Annotated in this window: 11 protein-coding genes; 4 read left to right on the forward strand and 7 right to left on the reverse strand. The window is 55.7% G+C overall.

Going from position 1 to position 14,864, the window contains the following annotated elements:
* Nucleotides 1-42 precede the first annotated feature (42 nt).
* Nucleotides 43-2,853 (reverse strand): autotransporter outer membrane beta-barrel domain-containing protein, encoded by a 2,811-nt coding sequence (locus ABLU86_RS13570; RefSeq protein ID WP_173426169.1) that lies wholly within the window; start codon nt 2,851-2,853, stop codon nt 43-45.
* 370 nt (nt 2,854-3,223) lie between these two features.
* On the opposite strand from ABLU86_RS13570, the gene kefF reads away from it, so the two are divergent.
* The 3 genes from kefF to folA all read left to right on the forward strand — a co-directional run bounded on the left by kefF (nt 3,224) and on the right by folA (nt 6,292).
* Nucleotides 3,224-3,757 (forward strand): glutathione-regulated potassium-efflux system oxidoreductase KefF, encoded by a 534-nt coding sequence (gene kefF / locus ABLU86_RS13575; RefSeq protein ID WP_015704370.1) that lies wholly within the window; start codon nt 3,224-3,226, stop codon nt 3,755-3,757.
* Nucleotides 3,750-5,615, forward strand: a complete 1,866-nt coding sequence (kefC, locus tag ABLU86_RS13580) for a glutathione-regulated potassium-efflux system protein KefC (RefSeq protein WP_015368295.1) — start codon at nt 3,750-3,752, stop codon at nt 5,613-5,615. The genes kefF and kefC overlap by 8 nt, the downstream gene beginning before the upstream one ends.
* A 197-nt stretch (nt 5,616-5,812) precedes the next feature.
* On the forward strand, nt 5,813-6,292 hold the full coding sequence (gene folA / locus ABLU86_RS13585; protein WP_015368294.1) for a type 3 dihydrofolate reductase: 480 nt from the start codon (nt 5,813-5,815) through the stop codon (nt 6,290-6,292).
* Nucleotides 6,293-6,922: 630 nt separating this feature from the next.
* Here folA and apaH read toward each other — a convergent pair.
* The 6 genes from apaH to lptD all read right to left on the reverse strand — a co-directional run bounded on the left by apaH (nt 6,923) and on the right by lptD (nt 13,756).
* On the reverse strand, nt 6,923-7,771 hold the full coding sequence (gene apaH, locus ABLU86_RS13590; RefSeq protein ID WP_015368293.1) for a bis(5'-nucleosyl)-tetraphosphatase (symmetrical) ApaH: 849 nt from the start codon (nt 7,769-7,771) through the stop codon (nt 6,923-6,925).
* A gap of 4 nt (nt 7,772-7,775) precedes the next feature.
* A complete protein-coding gene (apaG, locus tag ABLU86_RS13595; RefSeq protein ID WP_015368292.1) occupies nt 7,776-8,153 on the reverse strand; it encodes a Co2+/Mg2+ efflux protein ApaG in 378 nt (125 codons plus the stop codon).
* A gap of 2 nt (nt 8,154-8,155) precedes the next feature.
* The gene (gene rsmA, locus ABLU86_RS13600; RefSeq protein ID WP_032713334.1) at nt 8,156-8,977 is read right to left on the reverse strand and encodes a 16S rRNA (adenine(1518)-N(6)/adenine(1519)-N(6))-dimethyltransferase RsmA; all 822 of its coding nucleotides are present in this window, start codon (nt 8,975-8,977) and stop codon (nt 8,156-8,158) included.
* Nucleotides 8,974-9,954, reverse strand: a complete 981-nt coding sequence (gene pdxA / locus ABLU86_RS13605; protein WP_049052656.1) for a 4-hydroxythreonine-4-phosphate dehydrogenase PdxA — start codon at nt 9,952-9,954, stop codon at nt 8,974-8,976. The genes rsmA and pdxA overlap by 4 nt, the downstream gene beginning before the upstream one ends.
* A gap of 112 nt (nt 9,955-10,066) precedes the next feature.
* Nucleotides 10,067-11,353: a peptidylprolyl isomerase SurA gene (gene surA / locus ABLU86_RS13610; protein WP_045397288.1), complete on the reverse strand. Its 1,287-nt coding sequence runs from the start codon at nt 11,351-11,353 to the stop codon at nt 10,067-10,069.
* Between the two features lie 54 nt (nt 11,354-11,407).
* On the reverse strand, nt 11,408-13,756 hold the full coding sequence (gene lptD / locus ABLU86_RS13615) for an LPS assembly protein LptD (protein WP_020079626.1): 2,349 nt from the start codon (nt 13,754-13,756) through the stop codon (nt 11,408-11,410).
* Between the two features lie 241 nt (nt 13,757-13,997).
* Here lptD and djlA point away from each other — a divergent pair, with 241 nt between their 5' ends.
* Entirely contained in the window at nt 13,998-14,837 is an 840-nt protein-coding gene (gene djlA, locus ABLU86_RS13620; RefSeq protein ID WP_047041562.1) for a co-chaperone DjlA, read from the forward strand.
* The last annotated feature ends 27 nt before the right edge of the window (nt 14,838-14,864 follow it).

The raw sequence follows: 14,864 nt of genomic DNA on the forward strand, positions 1-14,864 counted from the left end.
AGTGGCTTCGGCCACTGCTTTTTACCTTTCAGGGTATAGCGATTACCAACGGTGATTCAGCAGAATGTGGCCGCCATACGCGGCGTAGCTGTTTTCACCCCATTCGCCGCTGGCGCGCAGCGAGAGAGTGGTGGTCTCGTTCACATTGCCGGTTATGCCCAGCTCTAACTGACCGCGATCGTCTGGCGTATCATTGCTGACTTTTTCGCCATTGAAGGCCAGATCGTTTTGACCCGCGCCTTTCAGCCAGTTCACGGCAACATAAGGCTGCCACGCTTTAACATCGTGTTGCTCGAAATAGCTGCTCTTCACGCCGAGACGGCCAAACAGGCTATTGTTATCCACGGTCGTTACCCGCACGCCATCCGGATCGGTATGATTTTCCTGATCGAGATAGCTGTAGATCATCTGCGCCTGAGGTTCAATCTTCCAGGTACGCGCATTGTCTGAAGGGATCACCCATGCATGGCCGACTTCGACAGAGGCGGCAAAGCCTTTGCTATCATACTTTTCATTGTTGCGATTGCTGGTGACCGTGTTGTTATACCAGCTGTAGGACGCCCAGGTATCGATGTAGCTGCCCAGACGTAATTTCGGATCTTCCTGCCAGGTCGCGTACAGGCCAACGTTGAAACCGTCGACTTTACCCTGCGCGTCACGCACGTTGTGTTTCGCATCCGAGTCTGTTTTCGCCTGGCCCGCGCCAAACATGCCGCCGGCACGCAGTATCCCTTTGTCCATCGGCTTGCTCATGAAATCACTGCCGACCTGAAGCACGGTGGTAGTGGTGTCATAGCTGACTTTATCGCCGCCGGCATCGTTCTCATGATAGCGGCCCTTAACGTACATCCAGGTGTTCAGATTGTCTTCGTTGCGGAACGTGAGCTGGTCGCGATCGTCACGTTTATGCAGGAACATACTCTGTGCAGCAAGGTAGTTACCCAGATAAGCGCCGACTTCCGGCGCCATCACTTCTGGCGCGGATTGACCGCCATTATCGGTATTGCTGCCGTTATCGCTGCCGCCATCAGTGCCGCTATCACCATCGTCAGTATCATCCGACGGATCGTCAGACGGGGTCGCTTTGGATTCCAGATACCAGTTGCCGTTGTCGTGTTGATACAGACCATACTCATAAGCCCCGGCGACAACCGGTTTGGATAAGGTTAGCTGGGCTTCGGAGCTGCCGCTGACGCTGACAATCTCCATACCATTAACGGTTTGCGCGCCCAGCCCGCCGATATTGGCGATGCTGACGCCAGACTGCCCGTAGCTGCTGCCGGTGATGGACAGATGGTCGGTCGGCGAGCTGTCTTCACCAAGTTGGCTGTTCATCACGATCTGGCTGCCGGCGGAACCGGTATAGTCGCCGTTAATGGTAAAATTGTTGCCAACGCTATTATCGGCGGCGCTGAGTAACAGCGTACCGCTGTTGGTCACATTGCCGTTAATCGTATCGACGCCGGATGTTCTTAGCGTTGCGTTACCTTCAACCGCATTCCACGCCGCGAGGATACCGCCGCTGAGGATATCAATGTTGTTATTCACTTCGCCGGCGCTGGCAAATTGCGCGCCATTTTCGATGGTGATGGTGGCGTCGCTGTCTGCTACACCGAGAGTGGCGCCTTCCGCGACCAGAGTAGTACCGTTTTTCAGAAGGGTATTACCGGTATAGCTATTGGTGCCGGTTAAGGTCAGGGTATTGGCATCGACTTTTTCCACATTGCCGCTACCGATGATGCTGGTGGCAAACGTAGAGTCGCTTCCCTGATTGAAGATCACTGTGCCGTTGTTGGTCATGCTGCCGGTGAGGGTTGCGGTTTTCTGCCCGTTGCCCAACTGTAGCGTGGCCGCTTCCGCGACCAGCGTGTTGCCGCTATTAGCGACAGCGCCCGCCAGCGTTAACTGACCGCTATTAACCTGGAGGGAATCGCCGCTGCCGATGATGTCCAGGTTGCCGGTGAGCGTCCAGGCCTCGCCGTTCATTTTCACGGAGGCAAAACCGTCGCCGTCATTCAGGCCGACGAAGTTGCTGTCTTCTGTGCCAGAACCGACCAGCGAGAGTGTATTACCCGTTGAGCCCGTGGAGATGACATCGCCGATGAGGGAAGAGCCGGTATTGAGCACCAGGCTGTTATGTTTGCTGCTGGCAAACATGACGGCCGTACCGCCGCCGCCGAGTAAACCGCTGTTGATGATATCGGCTTTCGCGCTATCAACAACGTTGATCCCGTTCTCGCTGCCCTGCACGGTGCCGCTGTTGTTGATTTTGCTGTTGCCGTCGCTTAACGCAATACCATCGCCAGCGGTACCAGTGATGGCGCCGCTGTTATCTAACCCGACGCCAATTTGCGAACTCAGGCCGTTTTTGCCGCTGATCACGCCGGTATCGGTATTGGTGATATTAATTGCCGATGACTCTTCGCTAACGAAAATACCGTTGTTGGCGCCAGTAATGATTCCACTATTATTAAGGACACCCGCCATTGATTGCACGTTAACGGCATTATCAGTTGCAGATGAAATAATTGCATTTTCATTATTATTAATTTCGACTGATTGCGCATTGATATTAATATCCAGACCGATACCCGCTCCGGCAATATTACCTTCGTTGGTGACTTTTTCGACGTTTATCCCGCTAACGGATACCGCTGGGGTGTTATCTGCGGAGGAGACGGTAACGTCTCTATTAATAACGTATTCGCTATCAGCCGAGAAGTCTTGCGGCGTGGAGGTTGACTGGTCAATGGTTGCCGCGCCGACAACTATTGGCGTTAACATTAATAAGGCGGGAAATATCCTTGCCAGCGTTTTGGTTGTTCTGTTTAGTTCAAAGTGTTTATTGCTCATGTACACATCCATTTGAGTAAATAGCGGTCCGGGATATCGCTATAAATTAGTGTTTATATTTAGTGTAAAGAATGGGCTCAAAACGAAGAGCGTAAAATTATTGGATTTACTTTCTATGGTGTATAGGGTTATTTATTAAATAATGCTTTTAGGCCCTCTTAAAATATATGACGATTGTATTATTGCTAATCATTAATTCGTAGAGTGGATTATTTCGGCAGCAGGGTGGGTTTTTCTGGCAAACATGTCAGCACGACAGGAAAGCTTGCCAATAGCTGCGATTGACTTTTCCCTGGGCGTTCCCCCCTTTCAGTGAGCGAGTTAACTGTCTACACTCACTGCTACAAGAATACAAAAGACAGGCCCATTCATGATTCTGATAATTTACTCGCATCCTTATCCGCATCACTCGCATGCGAATAAACGGATGCTTGAGCAAGCAGGGACGCTTGATGGCGTAGAGATACGCTCCCTCTATGAGCTATATCCCGACTTCAATATCGATATCGCTGCCGAGCAGGCGGCGCTGGCGCGCGCCGATCTGGTTATCTGGCAGCATCCAATGCAGTGGTACAGCGTACCGCCGCTGCTAAAACTGTGGATGGATAAAGTGCTGTCTCACGGCTGGGCGTACGGCCACAATGGTATTGCGTTGCATGGTAAATCGCTGATGTGGGCGGTTACTACCGGCGGTGGCGAAAGCCATTTCGATATTGGTTCATTCCCCGGCTTTGACGTGCTGGCGCAGCCTCTGCAGGCGACGGCGCTGTACTGTGGCATGAAATGGCTGCCGCCGTTTGCCATGCACTGTACCTTTATCTGCGATGACGAAACGCTGCAGGCGCAGGCCCGTCATTATCGTCAACGCTTAATCGAATGGCAGGAGGCGCATAACAATGGATAGCCATACGCTAATACAGGCGCTGATCTACCTCGGATCCGCTGCGCTTATCGTGCCGATCGCCGTGCGTCTGGGGCTGGGGTCGGTACTGGGGTATTTGATCGCCGGCTGCGTTATCGGCCCGTGGGGGCTGCGCTTGGTCACTGACGCTGAGGCGATTCTGCATTTCGCCGAAATCGGCGTCGTACTGATGCTGTTTGTCATCGGTCTTGAGCTGGATCCGCAGCGCTTATGGAAGCTGCGCGCCTCGGTATTTGGCGGCGGCGCGCTGCAAATGGTGGTGTGCGGCGCGTTTATCGGGCTGTTCTGCATGCTGCTTGGATTGCGCTGGCAGGTTGCGGAGCTCATCGGGATGACGCTGGCGCTGTCGTCGACGGCGATTGCGATGCAGGCGATGAATGAACGTAACCTGACGGTGACGCAACTGGGGCGTAGCGCCTTTGCCGTGCTGTTGTTCCAGGATATCGCCGCTATTCCTTTGGTTGCGATGATCCCGTTGCTGGCGGCCAGCGGCGGCTCAACGACCCTGGCCGCGTTTGCGCTGTCGGCATTGAAAGTCGCCGGCGCGCTGGCGCTGGTGGTGCTATTAGGGCGCTATCTGACCCGGCCGGTGCTGCGCTTCGTTGCCCGCTCCGGTCTGCGCGAAGTATTCAGCGCCGTGGCTCTGTTCCTGGTCTTCGGCTTCGGATTGCTGCTGGAGGAAGTCGGGCTGTCGATGGCGATGGGCGCGTTTCTTGCCGGGGTGCTTCTGGCAAGTTCGGAATACCGCCATGCGCTGGAGAGCGATATCGAACCGTTTAAAGGGTTGCTGTTGGGGCTGTTCTTTATCGGCGTCGGCATGTCTATTGACTTCGGTACCCTCGTCACCCATCCGCTACGTATCCTGATTCTGCTGGTGGGTTTCCTGGCGATCAAAGCCCTGATGCTGTGGCTGATTGCTAAACCGCTGGGCGTACCGCGCGCGCAGCGCCGCTGGTTTGCCGTGCTGCTGGGGCAGGGGAGTGAGTTTGCTTTCGTGGTCTTCGGCGCCGCGCAGATGGCCGATGTGCTGGATAGTGAATGGGCGAAGGCGCTGACGCTGGCGGTGGCGTTATCCATGGCGGCAACGCCCATCCTGCTGGTGCTGCTGACGCGGATGGAGAAATCCGCCAGCGGCCAGGAGCGCGAAGCGGACGAGATTGACGAAGAGCAGCCGCGAGTGATTATCGCCGGTTTTGGCCGCTATGGGCAGATTGCCGGGCGCGTGCTGCTTTCCAGTGGCGTGAAAATGGTTATCCTCGATCACGATCCGGATCACGTTGATACCCTGCGCAAGTTCGATATGAAGGTGTTTTACGGTGATGCCACGCGAGTGGATCTGCTGGAATCGGCAGGGGCGGCAAAGGCAGAAGTGCTGATTAACGCCATCGACGACCCGCAGGCCAGCCTGCAGCTGGTGGAGCTGGCGAAAGAGCACTTCCCGCATCTGCAGATCATTTCGCGTGCCCGCGATGTCGATCACTACATTCAGCTGCGCCAGGCCGGTGTGGAAGCGCCGGAGCGTGAGACCTTCGAATCGGCGCTGAAAAGCGGTCGCATGACGCTGGAAGCCCTGGGCCTTGGCGCTTATGAGGCCCGCGAGCGCGCCGATCTGTTCCGTCGTTTCAACCAACAGATGGTAGAAGAGATGGTGGCGATGGCGGAAAATGATGCCGCCTCGCGGGTGGCGGTGTTTAAACGGACCAGCGATATGCTTACCGGCATTATCAACGAGGACCGTAATCATCTGTCGCTGGTGCAGCGCCACGGCTGGCAAGGTACTGAAGAAGGACGGCACACCGGAGACGTTCGCGATGAGCCGGAGAATAAGCCTTCAACCTGAGGTGGTAAGCAAATGTTGCGTTAACTTTACAGCTAACATTTTGTTTTCAATTTAGTTCCTGATCTGGCGGCTCATAAGGGTTACGTGGGCTCGCCAGCAAATCTAAAAATTTTCATGTTCTTTACTCTTCGTTCAGTCGACGAAGTATTACGCTTTCCGTATAGTGGCGGCAATTTTTTGCATTCGGGAAATTTTCAATGATTAGTCTGATTGCGGCGTTAGCTGTAGATCGCGTAATTGGCATGGAGAACGCTATGCCATGGGACTTGCCTGCCGATCTCGCCTGGTTTAAACGTAATACCTTAAACAAGCCGGTGGTTATGGGGCGTTTGACCTGGGAATCCATCGGTCGCCCGTTGCCAGGACGTAAAAATATCGTTATCAGTAGCAAGCCGGGTAGCGACGATCGCGTGCAGTGGGTGAAGTCTGTTGATGAAGCGATTGCCGCCTGCGGCGACGCGGAAGAGATTATGGTGATCGGCGGTGGCCGCGTTTACGAGCAGTTCTTGCCAAAAGCGCACAAACTCTACCTGACCCATATTGATGCGGAAGTGGAAGGGGATACCCATTTCCCGGATTACGATCCGGACGAATGGGAGTCGGTATTCAGCGAGTTCCACGATGCTGATGCGCAAAACTCCCATAGCTACTGCTTCGAGATCCTCGAGCGCCGTTAAGCGAAATCGCATGGATTAAAAAACCCCGGTCGCGTCAGGCGTGGCCGGGGTTTTGTTTTATCAGGAATATTCCGGCGACCATCCGGTACAGGCCGTAGGTCGGGTAAGGCGTAGCCGCCACCCGGTAAACAAACGGCGCCGTGGGTAGATACTGTTATCAGTTTGCAATGGTTTCGCTCCTGGAAAAGCGGTTGTTCTGTGCTGTTTCCGAACATATTGCGCTCCCAATATTTCTTCTGCGTTATGTCTCTCATGGCGCAGGGAGCGCACAGAGGGCGGCCAGTCGCCGCCGCCCTCTGTACTCCCGGGCTCTGGCCGCCAAAATCGCCACTTCGTGGTGCCTTCGACTTATCCCTGCAGGCTTCGGGTCGGGCCGAGGCAGCGTCCGTGCAAAACACGGCCCTCAGCCCGCATCCATGCGGGCTGCCCCGGCCTGCCGGGAACGTCTCAGCGATTTTGAGGCCACCAACACCGGCAGTTTCAGTAGCCATGGGGAGAGAGGTAGAGTTGAGAGCTTCAGCTCACAACGGTACAGGCCGTAGGTCGGGTAAGGTGTAGCCGCCACCCGGTAAACAAACGGCGCCGCGGGTAGCCCGGATAAGGCGCAGCGCGCCGCTATCCGGGAGCGACTCAGGAGGCGACTGCTTCGCCTTCGTCGAGGCTTTTCTGGCGGTTTGAACGCTGGGTGAAATACGTTTTATCTTCCCAGCGCAGGCAGGTCAGATCGCCCCCCCAGCAGCAGCCGGTATCCAGCGCGTAGATCCCTTCCGGCGTACCGCGGCCTTCCAACGACGCCCAGTGGCCAAAGGCAATACTGTACTCGCGAGCGACAGGGCCCGGAATGGCAAACCATGGTTTCAGCGGGGCAGGCGCGTCTTCCGGCGCCTCTTTGCTGTACATATCCAACTGGCCGTTCGGGAAGCAATAGCGCATGCGGGTGAAGGCGTTGGTGATAAAGCGCAGGCGCGCCAGGCCGCTGAGCTCATTGCTCCAGTGGTTCGGCATATCACCGTACATCGCGTCGAGGAAGAACGGATAGGAGTCGCTGGCCAGCACGGCTTCGACATCGCGCGCGCACTGTTTGGCGGTTTCCAGATCCCACTGCGGCGTGATGCCGGCATGAGCCATCACCAGCTTTTTCTCTTCGTCCACCTGCATCAACGGCTGGCGACGCAGCCAGTTAAGGAGTTCGTCAGCGTCGGGCGCTTCCAGCAGCGGCGTCAGGCGGTCTTTGGGTTTGTTGCGGCTGATGCCGGCAAATACCGCCAGCAGGTGCAGGTCATGGTTGCCTAATACGATGCGCACGCTATCGCCGAGCGTTTTCACAAACCGCAGCACTTCCAGAGAGCCGGGGCCGCGTGCGACCAGGTCGCCGGTGAGCCACAGCGTGTCCGTATCAGGGTTAAACTCCACCTGCTCCAGCAATGCGATCAGTTCATCGTAGCAACCATGAACGTCGCCAATAAGGTATGTAGCCATTGTTTTAATGTATAAGCGTTGGAACTGCGAGACGGAAGACAGGGATCTCGATATTGAACGGCACGCCGTTGCTATCAATCATCTCATAGTGACCCTGCATGGTACCCAGCGGCGTTTCGATAACCGCGCCGCTGGTATATTGATACTCTTCGCCGGCAGGGATGTGCGGCTGTTCGCCGACCACCCCTTCACCCTGGACTTCCGTCTCGCGACCGTGTCCATTGGTGATAAGCCAGTAGCGGCCGAGAAGCTGAACCTGACTCCGCCCCAGGTTGCGAATGGTGACGGTGTAAGCGAAGACGTAGCGCTCTTCTTCCGGAGAAGATTGCGATTCGATATAGACGCTTTGCACCTGGACGCAAACACGAGGCGAATTAATCATGGCTAGCTCTCCTTCGAAGGCAGATTGTGGGATAACCAGTTGGCCATCTTACAGTACTGCTCTACAGAAATATTTTCCGCACGTACTGCCGGGTCGACGCCCAGCTCCGTCAGCACTTCAACGCTAAACAGATTGCCGAGACTATTACGAATGGTCTTACGGCGCTGATTGAAGGCTTCAGTGGTGATACGGCTCAGCACGCGGACATCCTTCACCGGGTACGGCATGGTGCGGTGCGGCACCAGGCGCACGACGGCGGAATCCACTTTTGGCGGCGGCGTAAAGGCGGTCGGCGGAACTTCAAGTACCGGGATCACCTGGCAGTAGTACTGCGCCATTACGCTTAAACGACCATACGCTTTACTGTTCGGCCCGGCAACCAGACGATTAACCACTTCCTTCTGCAGCATAAAATGCATATCGGCAATGGCATCAGTATAGCTGAAGAGGTGGAACATCAGCGGCGTTGAGATGTTGTACGGCAGGTTGCCGAAGACGCGCAGCGGCTGGCCCATTTTCTCCGACAGTTCGCCGAAGTTCATGGTCATCGCATCCTGCTGGTAAATGGTCAGCTTAGGCCCGAGGAACGGATGCGTCTGCAGGCGGGCCGCCAGATCGCGGTCCAGCTCGATAACGGTTAATTGATCGAGGCGTTCGCCGACCGGTTCGGTCAGCGCGGCGAGACCCGGGCCAATTTCGACCATCGCCTGGCCTTTCTGTGGATTGATGGCCGAGACAATGCTATCGATCACGAACTGATCGTTGAGAAAGTTTTGCCCGAAGCGTTTACGGGCTAAATGGCCCTGATGGACTCGATTATTCATTGGGTATTAACAATCATTTTGATGGCGAGATTAAGCGCCGTGATAAAACTGCCGACGTCCGCTTTTCCCTGACCGGCTAATTCCAGCGCGGTACCGTGGTCAACGGAGGTACGAATAAAAGGTAAACCGAGCGTAATATTCACGCCACGGCCAAAGCCCTGGTATTTTAGCACGGGCAGGCCCTGATCGTGGTACATCGCGAGTACCGCATCGGCATTATCGAGATATTTTGGCTGAAAAAGGGTATCCGCAGGCAGTGGACCGCTAAGATTCATGCCTTTCGCCCGCATCTCTTCCAGCACCGGAATGATGGTATCGATCTCTTCCGTCCCCATGTGGCCACCTTCGCCGGCGTGGGGATTCAGGCCGCAAACCAGCACGTGCGGTTGAGCGATGCCAAATTTATGCCGCAGATCGGCATCCAGGATGGTAATCACTTCGCGCAGCAGCTCCGGCGTAATCGCCTCGCTTATTGCCTTTAGCGGAAGATGGGTCGTGGCCAGCGCGACCCGCAGCTCTTCGGTCGCCAGCATCATGACCACTTTACTGGCGTGAGCGCGCTCTTCGAAGAACTCGGTATGACCGGTAAAGGCGATACCGGCGTCGTTAATGTTGCCTTTGTGCACCGGCCCGGTAATCAGCGCCGCGAATTCGCCATTAAGGCAGCCATCGCAGGCGCGCGCCAGCGTTTCCACCACATAACTGCCATTCTCGACATTGAGCACGCCCGGCTGCACCGGCGCGTTGAGGGTGACGGGAAGCAGAGTGAGCGTGCCCGCCCGCTGAGGTTGCGGCAGACGTGAGGGATCGTAAGGGATAAGCGATAAAGGAAGATCGAGCTGGCGGGCTCGGTCAGTTAACAGGGCGCCATCGGCGCAGATAACCAGTTCAACCGGCCAGTCGCGCTGCGCAAGCTCGGCGACAAGATCGGGACCAATCCCCGCGGGCTCGCCGGGAGTGATAACAACACGTTGCATAGAAACGTTCCTTCGGGCCAGGGTGGCCCGGCTGCGCAGTCGACCCCAGCCGTTGCTGGGGCGACCGGTCTACCCTCCCGCTATGCCTTAAAGACATGGAGAGGGGAGAACTTTAGTTGCTCAGAATTTTGACGTAGGCGCTGGCGCGCTGTTCCTGCATCCAGGTTGCCGCTTCTTCAGAGAATTTGCGGTTCATCAGCATGCGGTAAGCGCGGTCTTTCTGCGCGGCGTCGGTTCTGTCGACGTTGCGGGTATCCATCAGTTGGATCAGGTGCCAGCCGAAGGAGGAGTGAACCGGGCCGCTGGTCTGGCCTTTGTTCAGACGCATCAGCGCATCGCGGAACGCGGGATCGAAGATATCCGGCGTCGCCCAGCCTAAGTCACCGCCCTGGTTGGCGGAGCCCGGGTCCTGAGAAAACTCTTTCGCTGCTTTATCGAAAGTCGTTTTACCGCTCTTAATGTCTGCCGCAATCTGCTCCAGCTTCGCCTGGGCCTGGGCGTCATTCATGATCGGCGACGGCTTCAGCAGGATGTGACGGGCATGAACTTCGGTGACGGAGATGTTCTGGCTGCCGCCGCGCATATCGTTAACTTTCAGGATATGGAAGCCGACGCCGGAACGAATCGGACCGACAACATCGCCTTTCTTCGCGGTACTCAGCGCCTGAGCGAAGATACCCGGCAGCTCCTGAATACGCCCCCAGCCCATCTGGCCGCCTTTCAGCGCCTGCTGGTCAGCAGAGTAGGTGATAGCCAGTTTGCCGAAGTTAGCGCCGTTACGGGCCTGTTCAACGACGGACTTCGCCTGCTCTTCCGCAGCCGCAACCTGATCGGAGGTCGGGTTCTCCGGCAGCGCGATCAGGATGTGGCTCAGGTTCAGCTCGGTGCTGGCATCGTTCTGATCGCCAATCTGCTTAGCCAGCGCTTCAACTTCCTGCGGCAGCACGGTGATACGGCGGCGCACTTCGTTGTTACGTACTTCCGAAATCAGCATCTCTTTACGGATCTGGTTACGGTAGGTGTTGTAGTTGATGCCTTCATAGGCCAGACGGCTACGCATCTGATCCATCGACATGTTGTTCTGTTTGGCTATGTTGGCGATGGCCTGGTCAAGCTGATCGTCGCTGACTTTCACGCCCATTTTCTGACCCATTTGCAGAACGATCTGGTCCATGATCAATCTTTCGAGGATCTGATGACGCAGGGTCGCGTCATCCGGCAGCTGCTGTCCCGCCTGACCAGCGTTGAGCTTCACCGACTGCATCAGACCATCGACGTCGCTTTCCAGAACAACGCCATTATTGACGACAGCCGCTACTTTATCGACCACCTGCGGGGCGGCGAAACTGGTATTCGCGATCATGGCGATACCGAGAAGCAGCGTTTTCCAGTTCTTCATACTTTTTCCATTTCAATTAACCGCAAATGCGGATTACGTTTTAAACCAGACGCCTTACAGGGAGCTCTGGTACGGCAAAATGTTCGAGCGCAGCATCTGCTGGGTGCCAAGTCCGTAGTTGGAGCTCAGACCACGCAGTTCGATGTTGATACCGAAGGTGTTATCGTATTTGCTCTCGCCGCCGTTGCTGTTGTTATCCCAGCCGTTGAGCTTACGTTCGTAGCCAAGGCGGATAGCGTAGCAGCAAGAGTTGTACTGCACCCCTAACATCTGGTTAGCCGCTTTTTTGGTATTGGTATCGAAGTAGTATGCGCCGACCACTGACCAACGATCGACAATCGGCCAGCTGGCGGTCATACCTACCTGAGAAATACCCTCTTTGTACTGCTGAGCGGTGGAATACGAAGGCAGCGTCGCCTGAATATATTCCGGACTCGCATAACGGTAGTTCAGTTGCACTAAGCGGTTTTCGTCGCGGCGGTATTCAATGGTTCCGTTGCCGGTTGCGACGTTATCCAGACGCGTATCATACTGGATCCCTCCGCGTAAACCCCAGTCATCGGAGATGCGCCAGTAAGTGTCGCCGGCCCACACCAGTGAACCCGTGGTGTCGTTATTCTCCCAGTTGATGTTGTCCGCACCGGTCCGAGACTCGGTGAAATAGTAGATTTGACCAACGGAAATATTAAAACGTTCAACGGCCGCGTCATCATATACGCGAGATGTGAGACCGGTGGTGACCTGGTTTGCCGAGGCAATACGGTCCAGACCGCTGTAGGAGCGGTCGCGGAACAGGCCGCTATAGTCGGACTGCAGCAGGGTCGAGTCGTAGACGCCGATGTGGCTCTGGTCGCGATACGGGATATACAGGTACTGCATGCGCGGTTCCAGGGTTTGGGTATAACCCTCCTGCATATCGCGCTCGAAGACCAATTTGCCGTCAATTTTGAACTCTGGCATCACGCGGTTAACGGAATCTTTGTAATCGGTACCGTTGGCCGCGTTGTACTTATCGAGATTGCTCTGCTGGTAATGCGTCGCCAGCAGCTTCGCCTCGGTGTTGATGCTTCCCCAGCCGTTAGACAGCGGCAGGTTGATCGTCGGCTCCATGTGCAGACGCGTTGCTTCCGGCATATCACCGTTGGTGTTGACGAAGTGCACCGCCTGCGCATACAGATGGGTGTCGAACGGGCCAACGTCATTCTGATAGGCGTTAACATCCAGCTGCGGTTCGGCGCCGTAGGAGTTGCTTGAGCTACGGTCGAAGACCTGGAACTGCTTAGTCGACACGGTGGCGTCAAAATGCTGGTTAACGTAACCGGCGCTGAATTTCTGCGTCGCGTAGCCGTCGGTACTGGAACCGTACTTGGAGCTGAAGTCGTTAAAATAATCCGGATCGCTGACTTTGGTGTAGTCGGCGTTCAGACGCCAGACCTGATCGATAACCGCGTTGTGGTTCCAGTAGAACATCCAGCGGCGGCTGTTGCTGTCGTTAGGATGATCGTCTTCGTACACTTTATCAGACGGCAGATAATCGAATTCAAATAAACCTGCGCCCGCCTGGGTCAGATAGCGGAATTCGTTTTCCCACATCACGCCGCCGCGTTTATTCATGTAGTGCGGCGTAATCGTGGCGTCGAAATTCGGTGCGATATTCCAGTAATAAGGCAGCGAGAACTCAACGCCATTTTTAGTACTGTATTTGGCGTTAGGGATCAGGAAACCGGAACGGCGCTTATCGCCGACAGGAAGCTGCAGATACGGGCTATAAAAAATAGGGACGGAACCAAGCTTAAAGCGCGCGTTCCAGATTTCGGCAACCTGCTCTTCGCGGTCATGGATAACTTCGCTGCCGACGACGCTCCAGGTATCAGAGCCCGGCAGACAGGAGGTGAAGCTGCCGTTTTCAAGTATGGTATAGCGGTTTTCGCCGCGCTGCTTCATCAGGTCGGCAGTACCGCGCCCCTGACGGCCAACCATCTGATAGTCGCCTTTCCAGACGTTGGTATCCTTGGTATTCAGGTTCGACCACGCCTTCGGGCCTTTCAGAATAACCTGGTTATCGTCGTAATGAACGTTGCCAAGCGCATCAACGGTACGCACCGGCTGCGGTTGTCCCGCTGGCTGCTGCTGATGCAACTGCACCTCGTCGGCCTGCAGGCGACTATTCCCCTGATTAATATCAACGTTGCCGGTAAATACGGCATTATCAGGGTAGTTGCCTTTCGCATGATCGGCGTTAATCGTCACCGGCTGATCGTTAGGCTTCCCTTCAACGAGAGGGCGATTATAGCTTGGCACGCCAAGCATACATTGCGTGGCGAGATCGGCGGCCATGCCCTGTTGGCTATACAAGGCGCTGGCGATCATGGTGGCCAGGAGGCTGGGGATACGTTTTTTCATACGTTTTATTTGTTGTTCCGTCATCTTGTGGCAGCGGCTTGCAAACGGTCAGAGCCTAACGTACTCATCTTAATCGCGCTAGTCTTAATCCGCTCGTTTCGTTTCTGAGCGTTAGGCACCGTGTAGAATGGCGAGTATGATAAAGCAAATTATAGGCGATGTCCCACATGACCGTGGCGTCAACGCTTGGTAACGTGCGGTCAGATATAGCTTAACTGGTAGCGGAAAGATTGGGGAGTCTATGCAGTATTTGGGTAAAGTGATTGGTGTAGCGGTTGCATTATTGATGGGTGGCGGCTTCTGGGGCGTGGTGCTTGGCTTTTTAGTCGGCCATATGTTTGACCGGGCCCGTAGCCGTCGCCTGAATTTATTTGCCAACCAGCAGGAGCGGCAGTCGCTGTTCTTTTCCACCACTTTTGAAGTGATGGGGCATCTGACCAAATCGAAAGGCCGCGTCACGGAAGCCGATATTCATGTGGCGAATGTGCTGATGGATCGAATGAACCTGCACGGCGAGTCGCGCACCGCGGCGCAGCAGGCTTTTCGCGCCGGTAAGGCCGATAATTATCCGCTGCGCGAGAAAATGCGTCAGCTGCGCAGCGTCTGCTTTGGTCGCTTCGATTTAATTAGGATGTTTCTGGAAATTCAGCTGCAGGCGGCCTTCGCCGACGGCGAATTACATCCCAATGAGCGCGAAGTATTGTTTGTTATCGCCGACGAGCTCGGTATCTCGCGCGCGCAGTTCGAGCAGTTCCTGCGTATGATGCAGGGCGGCGCGCAGTTCGGCGCGCAGTTCGGCGGCGGCTCGCAACAGCAATCCTATGGTCAGCGCGGCGGCAATGGCAGCTGGCAACAGGCGCAGCGCGGCCCGACCCTTGAAGACGCTTGTAACGTGCTCGGCGTGAAACCGACCGATGACGCCACAACCGTCAAGCGCGCCTATCGTAAATTAATGAGCGAACATCATCCGGACAAGCTGGTGGCCAAAGGGCTGCCGCCGGAGATGATGGAAATGGCGAAGCAGAAAGCGCAGGAGATCCAGAAAGCCTGGGAGCTCATCAAAGAGCAGCGCGGCTTCTGAAAACCGTGAGGCTTCTCCTGGGGGGAG

The sequence above is a fragment of the Klebsiella sp. JN_Kp121 genome, from assembly GCF_040062145.1.
Lineage (GTDB): Bacteria > Pseudomonadota > Gammaproteobacteria > Enterobacterales > Enterobacteriaceae > Klebsiella > Klebsiella aerogenes.